The sequence below is a fragment of the Streptomyces sp. NPDC047042 genome (genome assembly GCF_040644035.1).
In the GTDB taxonomy this organism is placed as follows: Bacteria; Actinomycetota; Actinomycetes; order Streptomycetales; family Streptomycetaceae; genus Streptomyces.
This window is the reverse complement of the sequence record NZ_JBEYVP010000023.1, coordinates 143,137-161,491: the sequence shown is the minus strand read 5'-3', so window position 1 is coordinate 161,491 and position 18,355 is coordinate 143,137. Positions and strand designations below refer to the sequence as shown.

General features: G+C 66.8%; 16 protein-coding genes and 1 pseudogene. 9 read left to right on the top strand and 8 right to left on the bottom strand.

The window, feature by feature from the left end:
- The first annotated feature begins 66 nt into the window (after positions 1–66).
- The 5 genes from ABZ855_RS26885 to ABZ855_RS26865 all read left to right on the top strand — a co-directional run bounded on the left by ABZ855_RS26885 (position 67) and on the right by ABZ855_RS26865 (position 4,294).
- Positions 67–474 (top strand): NUDIX hydrolase, encoded by a 408-nt coding sequence (locus tag ABZ855_RS26885; protein ID WP_360811060.1) that lies wholly within the window; start codon positions 67–69, stop codon positions 472–474.
- 46 nt (positions 475–520) lie between these two features.
- A complete protein-coding gene (locus tag ABZ855_RS26880; protein ID WP_360811006.1) occupies positions 521–958 on the top strand; it encodes an ATP-binding protein in 438 nt (145 codons plus the stop codon).
- The gene (locus ABZ855_RS26875) at positions 952–1,335 is read left to right on the top strand and encodes a hypothetical protein (RefSeq protein WP_360811004.1); all 384 of its coding nucleotides are present in this window, start codon (positions 952–954) and stop codon (positions 1,333–1,335) included. Before ABZ855_RS26880 ends, ABZ855_RS26875 begins: the two co-directional genes overlap by 7 nt.
- Before the next feature lie 103 nt (positions 1,336–1,438).
- On the top strand, positions 1,439–1,897 hold the full coding sequence (locus tag ABZ855_RS26870) for a hypothetical protein (RefSeq protein ID WP_360811002.1): 459 nt from the start codon (positions 1,439–1,441) through the stop codon (positions 1,895–1,897).
- A 333-nt stretch (positions 1,898–2,230) separates the two neighbouring features.
- Complete coding sequence (locus ABZ855_RS26865) at positions 2,231–4,294, top strand: NACHT domain-containing protein (protein ID WP_360811000.1); 2,064 nt, start codon at positions 2,231–2,233, stop codon at positions 4,292–4,294.
- A gap of 361 nt (positions 4,295–4,655) precedes the next feature.
- On the opposite strand, the gene ABZ855_RS26860 is transcribed toward ABZ855_RS26865, so the two are convergent.
- Positions 4,656–5,279, bottom strand: a complete 624-nt coding sequence (locus ABZ855_RS26860; protein ID WP_360810999.1) for a DUF6000 family protein — start codon at positions 5,277–5,279, stop codon at positions 4,656–4,658.
- Between the two features lie 274 nt (positions 5,280–5,553).
- Between ABZ855_RS26860 and ABZ855_RS26855 the strand changes: the two genes are divergently transcribed.
- Positions 5,554–6,018 carry a hypothetical protein gene (locus ABZ855_RS26855; RefSeq protein ID WP_360810998.1) on the top strand — a complete coding sequence of 155 codons (465 nt, stop codon included), beginning with the start codon at positions 5,554–5,556 and terminating at the stop codon, positions 6,016–6,018.
- 225 nt (positions 6,019–6,243) lie between these two features.
- Here the strand turns inward: ABZ855_RS26855 and ABZ855_RS26850 are convergent, their stop codons facing one another.
- Complete coding sequence (locus tag ABZ855_RS26850) at positions 6,244–6,744, bottom strand: YfbM family protein (protein WP_360810996.1); 501 nt, start codon at positions 6,742–6,744, stop codon at positions 6,244–6,246.
- Positions 6,745–7,174: 430 nt separating this feature from the next.
- Positions 7,175–7,318: a hypothetical protein gene (locus ABZ855_RS26845; RefSeq protein WP_360810994.1), complete on the bottom strand. Its 144-nt coding sequence runs from the start codon at positions 7,316–7,318 to the stop codon at positions 7,175–7,177.
- Between the two features lie 106 nt (positions 7,319–7,424).
- On the opposite strand from ABZ855_RS26845, the pseudogene ABZ855_RS26840 reads away from it, so the two are divergent.
- Positions 7,425–8,487 (top strand): annotated as a pseudogene (locus tag ABZ855_RS26840) (DUF1152 domain-containing protein).
- Positions 8,488–8,540: 53 nt separating this feature from the next.
- Complete coding sequence (locus ABZ855_RS26835) at positions 8,541–9,023, top strand: hypothetical protein (RefSeq protein ID WP_360810992.1); 483 nt, start codon at positions 8,541–8,543, stop codon at positions 9,021–9,023.
- A 109-nt stretch (positions 9,024–9,132) separates the two neighbouring features.
- On the opposite strand, the gene ABZ855_RS26830 is transcribed toward ABZ855_RS26835, so the two are convergent.
- A complete protein-coding gene (locus ABZ855_RS26830; RefSeq protein WP_360810990.1) occupies positions 9,133–11,943 on the bottom strand; it encodes a hypothetical protein in 2,811 nt (936 codons plus the stop codon).
- Positions 11,944–12,163: 220 nt separating this feature from the next.
- Here ABZ855_RS26830 and ABZ855_RS26825 point away from each other — a divergent pair, with 220 nt between their 5' ends.
- A complete protein-coding gene (locus ABZ855_RS26825; RefSeq protein ID WP_360811058.1) occupies positions 12,164–12,958 on the top strand; it encodes a sulfite exporter TauE/SafE family protein in 795 nt (264 codons plus the stop codon).
- 55 nt (positions 12,959–13,013) lie between these two features.
- Here ABZ855_RS26825 and ABZ855_RS26820 read toward each other — a convergent pair whose 3' ends face one another.
- The 4 genes from ABZ855_RS26820 to kdpA all read right to left on the bottom strand — a co-directional run bounded on the left by ABZ855_RS26820 (position 13,014) and on the right by kdpA (position 18,350).
- Entirely contained in the window at positions 13,014–13,697 is a 684-nt protein-coding gene (locus ABZ855_RS26820) for a response regulator (protein WP_360810988.1), read from the bottom strand.
- 136 nt (positions 13,698–13,833) lie between these two features.
- The gene (locus ABZ855_RS26815) at positions 13,834–14,502 is read right to left on the bottom strand and encodes a potassium-transporting ATPase subunit C (protein ID WP_360810986.1); all 669 of its coding nucleotides are present in this window, start codon (positions 14,500–14,502) and stop codon (positions 13,834–13,836) included.
- Between the two features lie 30 nt (positions 14,503–14,532).
- Positions 14,533–16,689, bottom strand: a complete 2,157-nt coding sequence (gene kdpB / locus ABZ855_RS26810; RefSeq protein WP_360810984.1) for a potassium-transporting ATPase subunit KdpB — start codon at positions 16,687–16,689, stop codon at positions 14,533–14,535.
- Positions 16,686–18,350 (bottom strand): potassium-transporting ATPase subunit KdpA, encoded by a 1,665-nt coding sequence (kdpA, locus tag ABZ855_RS26805; RefSeq protein WP_360810982.1) that lies wholly within the window; start codon positions 18,348–18,350, stop codon positions 16,686–16,688. Before kdpA ends, kdpB begins: the two co-directional genes overlap by 4 nt.
- Between the last annotated feature and the right edge of the window lie 5 nt (positions 18,351–18,355).

Here is an 18,355-nt window from a genome sequence, read left to right as displayed (position 1 = left end):
TGCTAACGTGAGGAGCCTAGCCACTTGAGAGGGCCGAGGAACGTGAGCACTGACCGTCCGCACTCCGTGAGCGTTGCCGGAGTCATCGTCGACGACCAGGGCCGCGCTCTGTTGATCCAGCGCCGCGACAACGGCCAGTGGGAACCCCCGGGCGGCGTTCTCGAACGCGAGGAAACCATCCCCGAGGCCCTGCAACGCGAGGTCTTGGAAGAAACAGGCATCAAGATCGCCCTTCCGGCGACCCTGACCGGCGTCTACAAGAACATGGCAGGCCTGATCGTCTCGCTGGTCTTCCGCTGCGAGGCCGACAACGGCACCCCGACCACCGGAACCGAGACCCGCGCACTGCGCTGGGCAACCCGCGAAGAAGTCTCCGAACTCGCCGACGAGGCATACGCGATCCGCGTCCTGGACGCACTCGACGCCACCTCCCCGCCGGCCGTCCGCGCCCACGACGGCGTGAAACTCGTCTAGCCCGAACCCGCTGCACATGGCGGCCTACCAGCACGAAGGAACTTGTATGGACGAGTATATGAGTGCAAGCAGCACAGCGCGGGTCTGGGGCCTTACTTGCCCAGGCTTCCCGGAGGAGATCAGCAGGGCGCGGCGCTGGACCCGCGACATCCTGAACGGCTCACCCCTGGCCGACGACGCCGAACTGATCGTGAGCGAGCTGAGCACGAACGCGGTCCTCCACACGGCCAGCGGGTTGGAGGCGGGAAGCTTCCATCTGACGCTCGCGGTATCGGCACAGGTGATCGCCCTGTCGGTCACGGACGATGGAGGCACAGGTACGGCCCCGAAAGTCGAGCACCGGGACCAGGAGGCGGAGCACGGCCGGGGCCTGAGCATGGTCACCGCACTCGCCCGCCGGGTCATCGTCCACGACAGCCACGGCGGCTACACCGTGACTGCGGAACTCTTCGCCGGCTCCCACCTTGGAGGCCACCCGTGCTGACTGACGGGCCCCGCCGGGGCTTTTGGTGCGAGTGCTGGACCGAAGACCTCACCGAGGCGGAGCCACCTGCACTCCGGGGATCCTTCGACGCCTACTCAGCGCCCCAGGCGGACAGATGGATCGCCATCGCGCTGCGGACCATCTCACCGGCACTCGACTCGGACGGCTCCGACGAGGCATGGGCCTGGTTGTACGAGGGACGCATCGAAACCCGGAGAGCCCTCCTGCGCGCAAAACCCTGCACCGTGTCCATCACCCACGCCGGCACACGCATCACCTGGACAGTCCGACCGGCACTCTTCCTACCCCTCGCACACCGCCAGGCGACCGAACTCCCAGCCTGTGCCCACGATTTCAAACCTCGTGCCAATCCATGACGAGCAGCCAGGTCACAGAAACGAGGCCAGCTCAGGTCAAGTGGGTCAGGCCCTCTTGGCTCCGACGGCTGGCTGAGCTTTGCTGGTCTCAGGGGAGGCGCCAATGGCAGACGAGAGTGACGTGCTACTCGACCTGTGGAAGGGGCACCGCGAGGAAGCACGACAAATGGAGAACCAGCGGGCAGCGCTGACGAACATCGTGATCATTGTGGCGGCAGCCGCACTCGGCTTCTTAGCTCAACAGGGGAATCTCCAAGAGTCCTCCCTAGGCGTGACGCTGCCGCTGTGTGCACTTGGCGTCTTCGGAGCTACTACCTGCGCCAAGTACGGCGAGCGCTGGGCTGTTCACTCCGGGCTGGCAGACGCCCTGCGTCATGAGATCGGGCTTCGCCATCCTGCACTGAAACTGTCGGATCTGATTGCAGCCAACCGAGCAGAGCACCAAGCCGAGTTTCCCCGCATCCTCCGGCTGAGGATCTGGATCCTCTGGGTCGTGCTGCACTCCGCGATCGCAACCGCCGGGCTGTTCCTCAGCGTATGGGTGTTGATTACACGCAACTGACGTCCGCAAGCCCTCCGTGTGCCACACGCGCAGACACACGGCCCGAGAGACGGACCCGCCCGACTGAGTTACAACTTTCTCTACTGGTTCAAGGCGGCTCGCTCCGCTCCCCGCGCGCGGCCGGGCCTGCGCTCCTGCCTCCGTGCCAGCTAGCCGAGATGGAGACGGTAACGTGATCAAGATCGTTAATCCGCACGCCGCCTGCCCCGATTATGCCCGGTATAGATCGGCGATGGGGCGGCTTCGAAGTGCCAACTGCTGGGAATAGCACAGCCTATGAGCATATGGGGTGGCAGGAAGGCGATCACTGCTGCTGTAGCGCTAACGGGCCTCGTGGCATTTGCGCTGGTGGCTTGGGCAGGCTTGGGGGACGTGGACCCTGCCGGAGCCGTGATCGGTGGCGGACTCAGCCTCCTCGCCTTGCTGTTGGCTGTACGAGCACAGCAATGGCAAGACACGGATGTGGTAGGCCTGGCCGACCGTCTGGCGAGCGAAGTCAAGAGACAAGAAAGCGTGACCTGGCGGCAATTGTTGGGGAACAGCGATCGCACCATCGATCTCGCGTTCACATTCCTACCGACCCCGGAACACAACGCTCACGGCGCAGGACAGGCGGGGCGGTTGACAGAAGTTGCTGCCTACTACCGAGCGTTGCGGCCGGGGCGGCTAGTGATCACCGGCGCGCCTGGCGCAGGCAAGACGGTCATGGCATTACAGCTGATGCTATTGCTCTTAACGGATCGCGAGTCGGGGGACCCAGTGCCGGTCCGCCTTTCGCTAGCTGCGTTTGACCCTGCCCGTAACAGTCTTGATGGTTGGATCACGGCTCATCTGATCAGTGTCTATCGACTGCGGCCAGCTGCCGCTGCGGCGTTGGTGGAGAATAGGCGAGTGCTTCCCGTGTTGGACGGTCTTGATGAAATGGATTCCGACGATCATCCCGGCTACACCTCGTATGCGGTACAGGCTGTGCAGGCAATGAATGCATATGCTGATGGCATCAATAAAGGGCAACTAGTCGTAACGTGCCGGAGCGATACTTACGCTTCGTTGCAGGTCCTGCACATATGGGCGCAAGACTCCGCCCGCATCAGCATCGCTCCCGTCACGCAAGAAGTAGCCCGATCTTTCCTGACGGCGCGAGCCGCCGACGCGGTACGTTGGCAGGGGGTTTTCAGCGCACTGCAAAACCATCCCACCGGGCCGCTAGCTCAGGGCCTATCCACCCCATGGCGCCTTGTTCTCGCCGCCACTGTCTATGAACAGCGAGAATCGTCGGGGGCCTTCACTCGCAGCCCTTCCGAGCTGCTGACACCAGGGCTAAACAGTGCCGATTCCGTCCGTGACCATTTATTGCATCACGCCTTCCGCGCTGCCACTCAAAATGCCACCCGAAATCGCAGTTCCTACGCCCCCGAGAACGTCCGACATTGGCTTGGTGTTCTGGCGCGCTATCTGCACAACAATGCAATCACCGGGCGGAGGCTGGGTGGGCGCCAGTTGCCAACGGCAGACCTAGTGCTACACGAGCTTTGGCCGATCTCTGGTTCCTCCGTTGCGAAAACGGTTCATGCCTTTCTAACTATAGGCGCATTCCTAACCATGGCCGTAGTGTTGTTTGCGGCTTTTCCTCAAGCATGGATTGCCTCTGCTGGAACTGTCGTGTGTGCCGCGCTTTTTGGGGCTGAGGCATGGGTTACCACATGGCCCTCACCTGCCCGCGTCGGCGGAACTCACCTGCGGACACGACGAGGGCGACGCCACTTCGCCGCAGGACTTGGGCTTGGATTAGCACTCGGATTCGTGTATGGAGTTGGCGTCGGAGTCACGGGTGGAATAGCAGTCGGCCTACTTATTGGACTTCTTGTGGGGCTATCTAACAGCGGAATAGCGAGAAGTGGAAACCCTCGGAGCATCGTGCGCAATGACTTTTTGGCTGGGGTCCTCTTTGTTCTAACGCTGACACTCATCGCGGGGCTCATATATGAGCTAGGAACGGGTCTTGCAGACGGAACCCTAACCGGTGTGATAGCTGGGTTAATCGTCGGACTCTCTGGAAATTGGACAGGGAGCGCGACCGCCGTTATGGGCTCACGACTCGCTTTTATTCTCATAGCAGGGGTCGTCGGTGGGTTTACGAACGGACCTATGTACGGCTTTTTTACCGCTAGCGGCTGCGTAATTGGGATGATGGTGAACTTTGCTGGCGGGCTTGCGGGGCTGCGTTACTTAGCACTACTGCTGTGTGCGCGCCGTCATTCAAGTATCTGGGTCCCATGGCGGTTGGGGAATTTTTTAGATTGGTGTTGCGAAGCCGGACTGATGCGGGTGGCTGGGATGGCCTATCAGTTTCGCCACCGGGAGCTACAAGAGTTCCTTGCTCGCACCACTACATGATGGGAACCGGGTTCGGATGCTTCGGCCGCAGTAGTGCATTAAGGCAGCCATTGCCACAATAACCGATCGCTAACGCTGGTCAGCAGAAAAAATGCCTGCTCGATTCTCCAACGCTGGACGCCAAGCCGACCAGGCGGAAGCCACAGCGCTGGCCCGTTATGGGTCAGTCCTGGCACCGGGCGTCGAAGACTGAGCTTCCCAAGCTGAGGGCGCCGCTCCGTTGTCACGGGCCAGTTGTCGCCGCTTGCTCTGATCGACGGTCCCGGCAGCGTGGTTGAGGCTGGTGGGGGTGCAGCGAGGCATACGCGCGCCTAGTCGGTCGGCTGACCCGCCACGGTGGCGGGCTGTCGTCGGCTGTGGATCAGATCGAACAGTGTTTGGCAGCTTCATCAGCGAAAGCGCAGAGCATCCCGATGAACTCCCGGTACTCGTCGGGGTCTTCGGGGTCCTCGCGTGCCTTGCTGGCCGGCCCGTCGATCCACTGCTGCCAGAGTCCGCCCGGGACGAGGAACCGGAAGTTGCGGTCGGTACCCAGCTTGGCGTCGAGCAACAAGAGCGCGCCCAGGGTGGCCGTCTGGTCGTAGTAGAGGTCAAGGCGAGGCAGGTAGCGATCAAGGTAAGCAACCAGGAGGTCAGCGTCGGCGGAGGTGCCGAAGGTGGCCAGGGCAACGCAGTAATCCTGCCCCGCGAAGGGCCCCGCGCTGGCGAGCAGGAGTTCGCCGAGACGTTCCCGGAACTCGGTTCTGCCGGCAACGGCGATCAGCCAGGCGGCCGTTCCCCTCTCGCGCCATCCTCGGTCGAGCAGCACGCCCAGTTCACGAGGACTGATCTCACCGGCAGCCTTGCCCAGCTTCCGTATGAACTTGGCTCGGTCGCGCCCGCTCATACTGAGAAGTGCGCCGCCGAGCTTGAGATACCGACGGTCGCGCGTGACATAGCGGCGAGTCAACTTGAGTATCTCGTACTCTTCACGGGTGCAGCGCATGCCAGCATCCTTGTATAGACGAAGCTGTCCCGCCGCCCAGGCGTTTCAGCCCTGCGTGTCTCTCCGTCTCAGTTTCCGTCTCGTTCAGCCCAGTTCACGGCCGTTCAGGAAGGACCGCACGCAGGGCTCGTCTCGCGGTCCAACCGCCCATGAACGCAGGTGAACGCTCCTGTACGGGGCCCCCGGTGACACCACCACAGTTGGAAAGCGTGGTGTTGCATTGGAGTTGGGCGTACGGCGCACCAAAGCTGGCGTCGCGTGATCAGCTTTGGGTGTGGAGACCATCATCGCCAGCGCCATAGCCGTTCTGGGAACTCTGCTCGGTTCGGGGATCACTCTGGCGTTCCAGCAGCGCACCACCGACAGTAGCCACCAGTTCACTCGCCGCGAGAAGCTCCGACAGGAGCGACTCGACGCCTACTCTGCCTACGCTGGCACGTTGATCAACTATCGCCGCTGCCTGGTCCACCTCTGGTTTTGCCAGCACGAGCACCCGCCACCGGAAGATGCCGACACGGTGCGTCTCCGCGCCTACGACTTGCGCTCCAGCGCCCAGGAGGCCCTGTTCCGGGTGCAGATGCTCACGGATGACGAGACGTTGAGCCGGACCGCGGAGGAAGTGCTTGCCGATATCACGGCGCTGCCCAAGGCCAGTAGCAGAGACGAGCTCGACACTCTCAGAGTGCAGACTCGTGACGACATCAGCCAGCTGGTCAGCGCGGGCAAGCAGCACCTCTGAGTCGCTTGCAGAGGCACTGGCCTGCGGGGCCACCAGACCGACCCGAACACCAACGTTGACCGTACGATAAGCGCACCAATTGGAGCGGGGAACAGCGGGGAATCACGGTGAATGCCTGCGAGCCCGTCGAGGCCGCGTCTCAGCCGTTCGCCCAGGTCAGCTCCCGAACCACCCTCAAATGCTCGCAGCTTCCCAAGCTGGGGTCCTCATCGCCTCTGTAGCCCGTCAGTCCAGCCAGACAAGCATCGCCTCGTTCGACCTGGCAGCGGCCTCGAAGAACTGTGTGAGGTCGTCGTAATAGGGACGCCCCCACTCCAGCGAGCCGGGCTCGCTCCATCCGAGTGGATACACCTCGGCGCTGACCAGTTCAGCAGGATCCACGCCGCTGATGAGCTGGCCATAGTTGGTAGCCCGGAGTGCTTCCGCCGCGAGCCGGACCCGCTCAGGCCGCAGGTACTTCGGAGGCCCGTACCCCCAATCCTCGTCCTCTGCGAATGGCTCTTCACCGTGGATCACGTTCACGGGGAAGTCGGCACGCGCCAGCAAGAAACGGAGCATGTCCCAGGTCTTGTACGTGCTGAAGTGGCGGGCTTCAGCCGGCGGGGGATCCGCCTCCTCCTCGGCCTCTTGGACCTCTTCGACGAAGTCCAGAGCCCCGTGAGGATCTTGGATCGCTTGGTCAAGCTCAGCAGCCGTTACGCGCAAGTACTCACCGATCATGCTCATGGCTGGAGACTAGGCGGGACCACTGACAACGGCCGTCGGACGGGTCGGTCTCAGATTCAGCCTGGTTCACCGGCGTTCAGCCGAGCCCCGAAGCCGCTCCCAGCGAGGTGCTGAGCCGCCGACGTACGCAGGTGAACGGCTCTGTACGCGGTTCCGCGAAGCGCCATCGCAGTTGAAAGCGTGCGTCATTATTCGCGGCGACGGCCCGCTCGGTGCGCGGCCGGCGCTGGCAGGTCTCTCCTTGGCCATCGACGGAGCCCGGCCGTTGGTTAGGTCCCGGGTCGTACCCGGGCCGCCCCCAACAGGCCGGGGATGAAGCTGCTCTACAGAGCTGGACACCTCGGAAGCCAGCCGCGCGTCTGAGACCCTAGCTGCGCCCACTGACAATGCGCCCCACGAGCATCACCTCTGACGCTGTGCAGCGCCTGACCTACGGGAGTGTGTGAGCGCGCGCCTCCGCCGTCAGTCGGTTCATCGCCGCCTGCTTTTCCTGAGCCGAGCGCACGGGCAACCCGGCGGCCTCACGCCGCTCGCGCGCCTTGCGCTTCGTCTCCTCCCAGGTCACGGTGCTCATGCGTACTCCCGTCAGGGTGATCGGTCAACGAGCCGACCGTACCCTTGGCCCCATGACGCGGTTGATCGTCGCAGCAGGCGGCGGGGGTGACGCAGTCGCCGCCGCAATGGTTGACGCCGCCCTGTACAGCACCCGCGAGCGCGCCGTGATCCTCACCTATGCATGGGACCGCTTGCTGATCGACCCTGTACCGGGTCCCCGGGGGCCTCACGACTTCGCCCGCCTCGAACCGCTCACCCCAGCCGTCTGGAAGGTGCCTGCGGCAGCCCGCCCGGTCGCCCCCGCAGGGTCCACGCTCCCCCGGCTTGCGGCCGAACTCCCCCACACCTTCGCCCTGATCGACCCCAGGAAGGGCGTCCAGGGCGTCACGCGTCAACTCGAAGAGCTCGTCGCCTACTTGCAGCCGACCTCGATCGATCTCCTGGACGTCGGCGGCGACGTGTTGGCCCGAGGTGACGAACCGACGCTGAAGAGTCCGCTCGCCGACTCCCTGACGCTGGCCGCCTGCGGCCAAGTGGACGCAGCTATACGTCTGTTGGTCGCCGGGCCCGGTCTCGACGGCGAACTGTCACACCGAGACCTGCAAGGCATGCTCGGCGGCCCCCGCCTCCACACCTTCACCGCTGAGGACGCGGAAACCATCAGCTCGGTCCTCGAATGGCACCCCTCAGAGGCAACAGGCATGCTCGCGGCAGCCGCCCGAGGCGTACGCGGCACGTGTGAAGTCCGGGACGCCGGGCTTCCCGTCCCCCTCACCAACGACAGTCCGACTCTCCACCAGGTCGACCTGGACGAAGCGTTGAGCCGCAACAAGTTGGCCCGCGCCATCAGGTCGACGTCGACAACCACTCTGGAACAGGTGGAAGCGTTGAGCCGTGAGGTCTGTCTGTGGCTTCTCCGAGATCGACTATGAGCGCAAGAAAGCCCTCCGGCTCAGGGATCGACATCAACGGCCGGTGAAGCTCGACGCCGAATCCGCGCTACTTCAACTCGTCCAGTTCGAGGCGGAAGCCAGGCTCCGTGGAGTCACCCACACGACGTTCCGGCACCTCACCGAGGTCCTGAACCTCGACGGTTCGCAGCTCGATGACCTGCGCCGACTGCTCATCAACAGCCGACCGGAGCAGTACGCGGCTCCACTCTGGCGCGTCCAGCCGGCATCTGAGTAACGCCCCTCAGCCCCCGCTCCCCGCCACTCTCCTGCGGTGGCAGGATGCGACCTGTGAACGACCACGGCCTCTACACAGAGGGCTTCAGCATCTTCGCCATCGACGCCGACTGGCCGGAATCACGGCAGGTCATGGGGCGCAGCTACGACTCGGTCACCGGGGACGTCCGTCTGACCCTGTGGTTCGGCTCTCCGTACTACGACTACCAGGTCGCGCACATGACGGTCCTCAGCGCCTCCTCCGGAAATGCGGAGGCCGACGAAGCTCTGGAACGCGCCTATGCGATGTACTGCCACCTTGGCGAGGAACGCCCGGACAGCTTGCCGGCCTCCGAACCCGTCACCATCACCGCGGACGGGAATCCCGTGACGTTCGAGCTGTGGCGCAACAGCGTCCACAGTGCCTGGGTCGCACGGGGACGCGTCGAGAGCACTGAGGTGGTCCTGTCCGGCTACGACGTCGAACCCAGCGAAGTCAGCCTGGTCCGCGCAAGCGACCTGACCTCGTTCAGGAACCCCTTCGAGTCCCTCAGGTAAGGCATCGCACGACACCGTCGGCCCTCCCGCCCGCCCCGGAGGGAGCAGGAGAGCCGACGGCTTCTCATGGCGCGTCAGGGAGACCCGCGCCGTACGAGTCCTCCGTCAGTTACGCAGCATCTCGCACCGTCCCCGTGAATTGCGGGCCCTCGATGCCCTCTCCCGTCGGGTCGTACGTCCACAAGCGCAGGCGTACCGACTCCTCGCCCTCGGTCACTTGGTCGGTGACCGTAGGGATCGAGATGTCGATGCTCAGGTCGCCCGCCGGTACCTCCGACATGAGGAGGGCGCCGTTCGGCAACGTGGACAGGGGGCGTTCCGGGTCCGGGGACGCGCCCTCGAAGTTCGTGGCCAGCCAGGTCGCCTCGATGTCCTTGGTGGAGAGTTCCGTGCCGTCGGTGACGGGGAGGATCTCCAGGTCCGTCCACATGGCGCTGTCGGCGATCTCGGAGAGGCTGATTCGCCAGGTCAGGGGCTGGCCCTCCGTCACCTGGTCCGTGAGGGGTGTCATCGTCACCGTGGGTTGGGGGTCGTCGTTCTGTGCGGTGACGCCGCCCGCGTACGCGCCTGCCACCGTGCCTCGTACGGCCTTCACCGCCACCACGTGCCTCGCGTCCGAGCCGTAGCGGGTGTTGCCCTCGACGGTCACCGGTACGTCGATGTCCGTGCCGGCCCGGACCTTCACCGTGCGCGCGACCGGGCCGGCACTGCCCGGCTCGGCCACGAACAGGCGGACCTCGCCGGTGCCCGAGCCCGATACCCGTACCGGCACCTGGTAGGTGCGTGAGCCGGAGTCGCCCTCCTTGACTGTGAGGCGGCCGACGTCCACGCGGGCGAGCTTCGCGGGCTCGACGGCGGGGGTGCCCGGGCGCCAGCCGTAGGCGTCCACCAGCCATGTCGTACCGGAGTCGGTACGAGGGGTCAGGTGCAGGGTTGCCGTGTGGGCGAGGTCGATGCGCTTTCGGGTCTCGGCGGACAGCGGGACTCGGACCTCGCGCGCCCAGTACGAGGACGTACGGGACGTGCCCGGCACTCCGTCGACGGTGACCCTGCCCAGGTCCGCCCGCTTGCCGGAGGTGTCGCTGAGGGCGACGTCCAGCTCGGTGCCTGTGCTGTTCGGCGGGACGATCACGCGCAGGCTCAACGCGTTCGCGGCGGAGAGGGAGACGGGGTGGGACGGGGTCAGGTCAGTCGCGGTGCCGGGGTGGGTCCACGTCATGGCGAGGGCGTAGCGGTCCGGTTCCTTGCCCGGTGCCACTCCGCGCCACTGGGCGAAGTGCGGGGACGCTGTCCTCAGGGTGGGGTCCAGGCAGGAGATCTTCGGGTCCGGGTCCACCTGGGCGCACAGGCGGCCGCCGCCGGTCACCTTGGCGGAGGAGTCGGGGACGAACGCCCCCGTACGGGAGGCGCCGACCGCGTGGGTGAGGACGCGGGCGGGTCCGGCGGACGCCGCGCGGGCGGGGGAGCCGTCGAGCAGCGGGCGGGCGCTGTCGTCACCGGCGACGAACAGCCGGGCCGCTGCGGCTATGTACGTCGAGCCCGCCTTCTGCTGCTGCTCGGCGGTGAGCCGGGTGGCCGTGCCGGGCGAGCAGAGAGGGTCGTGCTCGTCGCCGCCGTACAGGAAGTCGTCGTCGGCCGGTGCGGTGGCCTGGCCGGGGGTCCACTCGCTGTTGAAGTAGTTGTGGTTCGCGCCGGTCATGTAGACCGCGCTGTGCAGGGCCTTGCCGCGGCTGACGCCTCGGGTGCCGTCGACGTAGTACTCGCCCTGGAGATCGATGACGTCTCCGTCGCAGCCCGGCAGGATCGTCACGGACGGCACGTCGGGGGCGGGGTTCTGGCCGAAGATCGTGGGGCCTATGAGGACGGTTCCGCGTATCTTCCAGCGGGTCGGGCCGTGGTAGCCGTCCTGGTCTACGGGCGGTGGGGTGAGGCTGTCCAGCGCGGCCCTGTCGGCGCCCTCGCCGCCACGGGAGTGGCCGACCAGGAGTACCCGGTCGAGGTCGGCGCGGGGTGACCGTCGTACGACCTCGGGGGCCTTGGACGGGTCGGCGGCCCAGTCGGCCCAGTGGGCCAGGTGCAGCCGTATGAGGGAGGAGCGGGCCTGGGCGCCGGCGTCGGCGGCCTGCCAGTCCTGGGCGTTGATGGAGTTGGCCGAGATGGAGACCGTCACATAGCCCTGGGAGGCGAGGAGTTGCTGGTCGTGCAGGTAGCCGCGGTAGCTCGGCACCGGCTCGTAGTCGGTGGGGCACGGCCATTCGAGGGTCGAGTCGTCGCCCTTGAAGCAGGAGACGTGACGACCGTGGAGGAACAGGGCGAGGGGGCGGCTGCCGGTGGCGCCCTCCGGCGCGACCACCTCTGCCTTCATCTCCACGTCGGTGTCGTAGCCGGGCAGCTGGACCGACGGCAGGGTGTATTCGCCGCTGGTGGTGCGGAAGGGGCCGGGCACGCCCGGGTCGTCGACCTTGTTCACGGTCGTCGCGGCCTGGGACAGGCGGGTCGGGCTCGTTGAGCTTTCGGCTGCTCCCCGCCGTTCGCGGGCCGCGGCCTTCACTCCGGCCGCGTCCAGGCGGCGGCCCGCGGCCTCGACCCGCAGGTCACTCGCTCTGCCCAGGCGTACTCCGTCGAGCGGCAGCCGGAAGGTGCGGCCGTCCGGGGCGGGTTCGGGGGTGCCCAACAGGCGTTCCCCGCTGCGGAATTCGACCTGGGCATCGCCCACCGGCACCTTTTCGGGCGCGCGCCACACCAGCTCCGCCGAGTTCCCGGTGCCGGTGGTCAGCCAGCCTTCGGGAAGTCCCGGGGACGCGGGAGCGGACGGCCGCCCCGGCTCCGGTTCCGGCGAGGCCTGCGCCGCCCCCGGCGACGCGAGCGCCAGCGCGAGGGCCGCTGTCACAGCGGCCGTCACGCGCGAGACTTGGATCACTTCTGTTCCTCCTGGTGGTCAGTGCCCCGGGGGCCTCACGGGCCTCCGGACTCCCCCAACGCACCAAATGGAGCACAATCGAACGGTCTTTCATCTCCGCGCACAGCATTCGCACAACTTCCTCCCCTCCCGTTCATCAAATCTCGTGTCACCAGCGGCAGTTGGGTCAACAAAAAATCAACGGCCCTGCGGGGCAGAGGAGTTCATGGACATGCCGATGATGGACTGGACGCTGGTGGGCGGGCTCGTCGCCGGGCTGCTGATCGCGACCGTGACCGCTCCGGTCGGGGTGTCCGGGGCGGTGTTTCTCCTCCCCGTTCAGTTGAGCGTGTTCGGGGTGCCCAACCCGACGGTCACTCCGACGAATCTGCTGTTCAACGTCGTCGCCGGACCCGGCGCCCTGTGGCGCTACCGCCTCGACGGCGCCCTGCGCGGTGATCTCGCCCGGCGACTGGTGCTGGGTACGCTGCCGGGTGTCGTCCTCGGTGCCGTCATCCGGGTCTTCGCTCTGCCCGGCCCGACCGTCTTCCGGCTCCTGATCGCCTGTCTGCTGCTGCCGTTGGGGCTCTGGCTGTGCCTGCGTACGTTCACCCGGGCACGCCGAACCCCCTCGCCCCGGGACGAGTTGCCGCCGCGCAGACTCACCGGGCTCGCCCTCGTGGTCGGCGTCATCGGCGGCGTCTACGGCATCGGCGGTGGCTCCCTGCTCGGCCCGATCCTCGTCGGACGCGGTATGCCCGTCGCACGCGTCGCCCCGGCCGCGCTCGCCGCGACCTTCGCCACGTCCCTCGTCGGCGCCGCCGCCTACGCGCTGCTGTCGCTCGTGGCCCCGGGAGACGTCGCCCCCGACTGGTGGCTCGGCCTCGCCTGCGGCACCGGCGGCCTGATCGGCGGCTACCTCGGCGCCCGCCTCCAGCCCCGCCTGCCCGAACCGGCCCTACGGCTTCTGCTCGGCGCCCTCGCCGCGTCCCTCGGCGCCCTCTACGCCGCCCGCGCCCTGACCGACCTGAGCTGAGCCCGACCTGAGCCCGACCTGAGCTGAGCCCGACCTGCCAGGGCTGAAGCCCCGTTCATCCTTCGAACCTGTAGCCCATCCCCGGCTCGGTGATGAGATACCGGGGATGGGCAGGGTCCGCTTCCAGTTTTCTGCGGAGTTGGGCCATGTAGACCCGCAGGTAGTTGGTCTTGTTGCTCTGGGAGGCGCCCCAGACCTCCTGGAGCAGGTGTTTCTGCGTGATCAGCCGGCCGGGGCTGGTGACCAGGATTTCCAGCAGGTGCCATTCGGTGGGGGTGAGGCGTACGTCGTGGCCGTCCCGGTGCACTTTTCTGGCCCGCAGGTCGATGGTGAAGCCCGCCGTCTGGATGAGGGGTGTGCCCGAGGTGAGCGGCGCGTCCTCGGTGCGGCGTACGGCGGCCCGTAGCCGGGCGAGCAGTTCGTCCATGCCGAACGGCTTCGTTACGTAGTCGTCGGCGCCCGCGTCCAGCGCGGCGACCTTCTCCTCCGACGCCCGGCGGGCGGACAGTACAAGGATCGGTACGCGGGTCCAGCCGCGCAGGCCTCTGATGACGTCGACGCCGTCCATGTCGGGCAGGCCCAGGTCGAGCATCACGACGTCGGGTTGGCGGGCGGCGGCGAGCCGTAGCGCGGTGGCGCCGTCGGGGGCCGCGTCGACGGCGTAGTGGCGTGCCTGGAGATTGATGACGAGGGCCCGCACGAGTTGTGGGTCGTCCTCCACCACCAGCACCCGTGTCATGGGCGCGCCTTTCGTGTCGTACGCGGCGGTGGGAGCCGGCGGCACCGGTGCTGTGACCGGTACCGGTGTTGTGACCGGCACCGGTGCTGTGGCCGGGAACCGGGCCGTCGACTCCCGCTCGGGTCGGGTAACGCCATCAGCTCTTCGCCAGGAGCGCCTTGAGCGCGATGTTGAGTTCCAGGACGTTGACCCGCGGTTCACCGATGAAGCCGAGGGTGCGGCCCGTGGTGTGGTCGTCGACCAGTTTCTGGACCTGGGCGGCGGACAGGTTGTTGCGGTCGGCGATGCGGTGGACCTGGAGGTCCGCGTAGGCCGGGGAGATGTCCGGGTCGAGGCCGGAGCCGGAGGACGTCACCGCGTCCGCGGGTACCTCGGAGGGCTTCACCGGGTGTCCGGGCGTCGAGTTGTCCTTGACCACGGCGGCCTTGGCGGCGGTCACCCAGTCGATCAGGTCCTTGTTGTCGCCGGCGCGGTTGGTCGCGCCGGAGAGGATCAGTTTGTACTGGGTGTTGACGCTGTTGCTGCCGAGGCCGTTCTGCGGGCGGCCCTGGAACCACTTCAGGTCGGGGGCCGGGGTCTCCTGGCCCTTCTTCAGCGGCAGGTTGTACGACTGTCCGATGAGCGAGGAGCCGACGACCTTGCCGTCCGCCTTGATCTCGGAGCCGTTCGCCTTGTCGTGGAAGAGTGCCTGCGCCACACCTGTGACGGCCAGTGGGTAGATGATGCCTGTGAGCACGGTCAACACCAGAAGGGCGCGTAGACCCGCCGCCAGCAACCGGGCTGTGTTAACAACGGAGTTGTTCATGATCTCCAACCGTTCCTCTAACCGATTCCTCTAACCGATCCCGGGGATCAGGGAGATGAGCAGATCGATGATCTTGATGCCGACGAACGGCGCGACCAGGCCGCCGATGCCGTAGACGGTGAGATTGCGGCGCAGCATCTTGTCCGCGCTGACCGGCCGGTACTGCACACCCCGCAGGGACAGCGGCACCAGCGCGATGATGATCAGCGCGTTGAAGATGACCGCCGAGAGGATCGCGGAGTCCGGCGAGGACAGGTTCATGATGTTGAGCTTGTCCAGGCCCGGGTAGACCGCCGCGAACAGCGCCGGGATGATCGCGAAGTACTTCGCGACGTCGTTGGCGATGGAGAACGTCGTCAACGCGCCCCGGGTGATGAGGAGTTGCTTGCCGATCTCGACGATCTCGATCAGCTTCGTCGGGTTCGAGTCGAGGTCGACCATGTTGCCGGCCTCCTTCGCGGCCGACGTACCCGTGTTCATGGCCACGCCGACGTCCGCCTGGGCGAGGGCGGGGGCGTCGTTCGTACCGTCGCCTGTCATGGCGACGAGCTTGCCGCCCGCCTGCTCCCGCTTGATGAGGGCCATCTTGTCCTCGGGAGTGGCCTCCGCGAGGAAGTCGTCGACGCCCGCCTCCTCGGCGATCGCCTTGGCGGTCAGCGGATTGTCGCCGGTGATCATGACGGTCTTGATGCCCATGCGGCGCAGCTCGTCGAACCGCTCCCGCATGCCCTCCTTGACGACGTCCTTGAGGTGGATGACGCCCAACACCCTTGCCCCGTCGGTGTCTTCGACGGCCACGAGCAGCGGGGTGCCGCCCGCTTCCGAGATCCGGTCGGTGAGCGCGCCGGCGTCCTCGGAGACCTCGCCGCCCCGCTCACGTACCCAGGCGACGACCGAACCGGCCGCCCCCTTGCGGATCTTCCGGCCGTCGACGTCCACGCCCGACATCCGGGTCTGCGCGGTGAAGGCGATCCACTCGGCGCCGACGAGCTCGCCCTGGTGACGCTCCCGCAGCCCGTACTTCTCCTTCGCCAGTACGACGACGGACCGTCCCTCGGGCGTCTCGTCGGCCAGCGACGACAGCTGGGCCGCGTCGGCCAGCTCTGCCAGTTCGGCCAGTTCGGCCAGTTCGGCCTCGCCGGTTCCCGCCACCGGCACGAACTCGGCGGCCTGCCGGTTGCCGAGGGTGATGGTGCCCGTCTTGTCGAGCAGCAGCGTCGAGACGTCACCGGCGGCCTCGACCGCCCGGCCGGACATGGCGAGCACATTGCGCTGCACCAGCCGGTCCATGCCCGCGATGCCGATCGCGGAGAGCAGTGCTCCGATCGTGGTCGGGATGAGGCACACCAGCAGCGCGACCAGCACGACCATCGACAGATGCGTACCCGCGTAGTCCGCGAAGGGCGGCAGGGTGGCGACGGCGAGCAGGAAGACGATGGTGAGGGACGCCAGCAGGATGTTCAGGGCGATCTCGTTGGGCGTCTTCTGCCGGGCCGCGCCCTCCACCAGGCTGATCATGCGGTCGATGAAGGTCTCGCCGGGCTTCGTCGTGATCTTGATGACGATGCGGTCGGACAGCACCTTCGTACCGCCGGTGACAGCGCTGCGGTCGCCGCCGGACTCGCGGATGACGGGCGCCGACTCCCCCGTGATGGCCGACTCGTCGACGGAGGCGACGCCCTCGACGACGTCGCCGTCCCCGGGGATGATGTCGCCGGCCTCGCACACGACCCGGTCGCCGATGCGCAGTTCGGTGCCGGGCACCTGCTCCTCGGTCGTCCCGTCCGCCGCGAGCCGCCGCGCGACGGTGTCGGTCTTGGCCTTGCGCAGGGTGTCGGCCTGCGCCTTGCCACGGCCCTCGGCGACCGCCTCCGCCAGGTTGGCGAAGATCACGGTCAGCCAGAGCCAGGCGCTGATGGTCCAGCCGAACCAGTCGCCCGGGTCCTTGAAGGAGAACACCGTCGTCAGCACGGAACCGACCAACACCACGAACATGACCGGGGACTTGACCATCACCCGGGGGTCGAGCTTGCGGACGGCGTCCGGCAGCGACTTCAGCAGTTGCTTGGGGTCGAACAGGCCCGCGCCGACACGGCCCTCGGGGGCCTTGTGAGCCGTGGGCGCGTCCTGGTGGGGCGCGAGGGTGGGAGTGGACATGGGGTCCTGCTTCTCTACGTCGGTGGTCATGACGCCAGCCCCTCGGCCAGCGGTCCCAGCGCGAGGGCCGGGAAGTAGGTCAGACCGGTGATGATGAGGATCGCGCCCACCAACAGGCCGGTGAACAGCGGCTTCTCGGTGCGCAGGGTGCCTGCCGTGGCGGGTATCGGCTGCTGTTCGGCGAGCGATCCGGCCAGCGCCAGGACGAACACCATGGGCAGGAAGCGGCCCAGGACCATCGCCAGTCCCAGGGTCGTGTTGAACCACTGGGTGTCCGCGTTCAGCCCGGCGAAGGCCGAACCGTTGTTGTTCGACGCGGAGGTGTACGCGTAGAGGATCTCGGAGAAGCCGTGCGCGCCGGAGTTGGTCATCGAGTTGCCGGGTGTCGGCAGTGCCATGGCGGCGGCGGTGAAGACGAGGGCGAGGGCCGGGGTGATGAGGATGTAGCAGGCCGCGAACTTGATCTCGCGGGTGCCGATCTTCTTGCCCAGGTACTCGGGCGTACGGCCGACCATGAGCCCCGCGATGAACACCGCGATGACCGCCATGATCAGCATGCCGTAGAGGCCAGAACCGGTGCCGCCGGGCGCGATCTCGCCCAGCATCATCCCGAGCATGGCGATCCCGCCGCCGAGCCCGGTGAAGGAGGAGTGGAACGAGTCCACCGCACCGGTCGAGGTCAGCGTCGTCGACACCGCGAAGATCGACGAACCGCCGACGCCGAAGCGCACCTCCTTGCCCTCGTACGCCCCGCCCGCGATGTCGAACGCGGGGCCGTGGTGGGCGAACTCCGTCCACATCATCAGGGCGGTGAAGCCGACCCAGATGGTCGCCATCGTCGCGAGGATCGCGTACCCCTGCTTCACGCTTCCGACCAGCACGCCGAACGTACGGGTCAGCGCGAACGGGATCACCAGCAGCAGGAAGATCTCGAACAGGTTGGTGAAGGGGGTGGGGTTCTCGAAGGGGTGCGCGGAGTTGGCGTTGAAGTAGCCGCCACCGTTGGTCCCGAACTCCTTGATGGCCTCCTGCGAGGCGACCGCACCCCCGTTCCACTGCTGCGACCCGCCAACGAACTGCCCGACTTCATGAATCCCGGCGAAGTTCTGGATCGCACCGCAGGCCACCAGGACGATCGCGGCGACGAAGGCGCCGGGGAGCAGGATGCGGGTGACGCCGCGCACCATGTCGGCCCAGAAGTTGCCCAGTTCACCGGTGCGGGACCGGGCGAACCCGCGTACGAGGGCGACCGCCACGGCGATACCCACCGCCGCCGAGACGAAGTTCTGGACAGCCAGCCCGGCCGTCTGGACGACATGGCCCATGGCCTGTTCGCCGTAGTACGACTGCCAGTTGGTGTTGGTCACGAAGGACACGGCGGTGTTGAACGCCTGGTCCGGATCGATGGCGCTGAAGCCCAGCGAGCCGGGCAGCACGCCCTGCAGCCGCTGGAGCAGGTAGAGGAACAGGACGCCGACGGCCGAGAAGGCGAGGACACCGCGCAGGTACGCGGGCCAGCGCATCTCCGTGTCCGGGTCGGCGCCGATGCCCTTGTAGATCCACTTCTCGACACGCCAGTGCCTGTCGGCGGAGTAGACCCTGGCCATGTAGTTGCCGAGGGGGATGTAGGCGAGTGCCAGTGCCGCGATCAGGGCGAGCAGCTGGAGTACGCCGGCGAGTACGGGACCCATGGCAG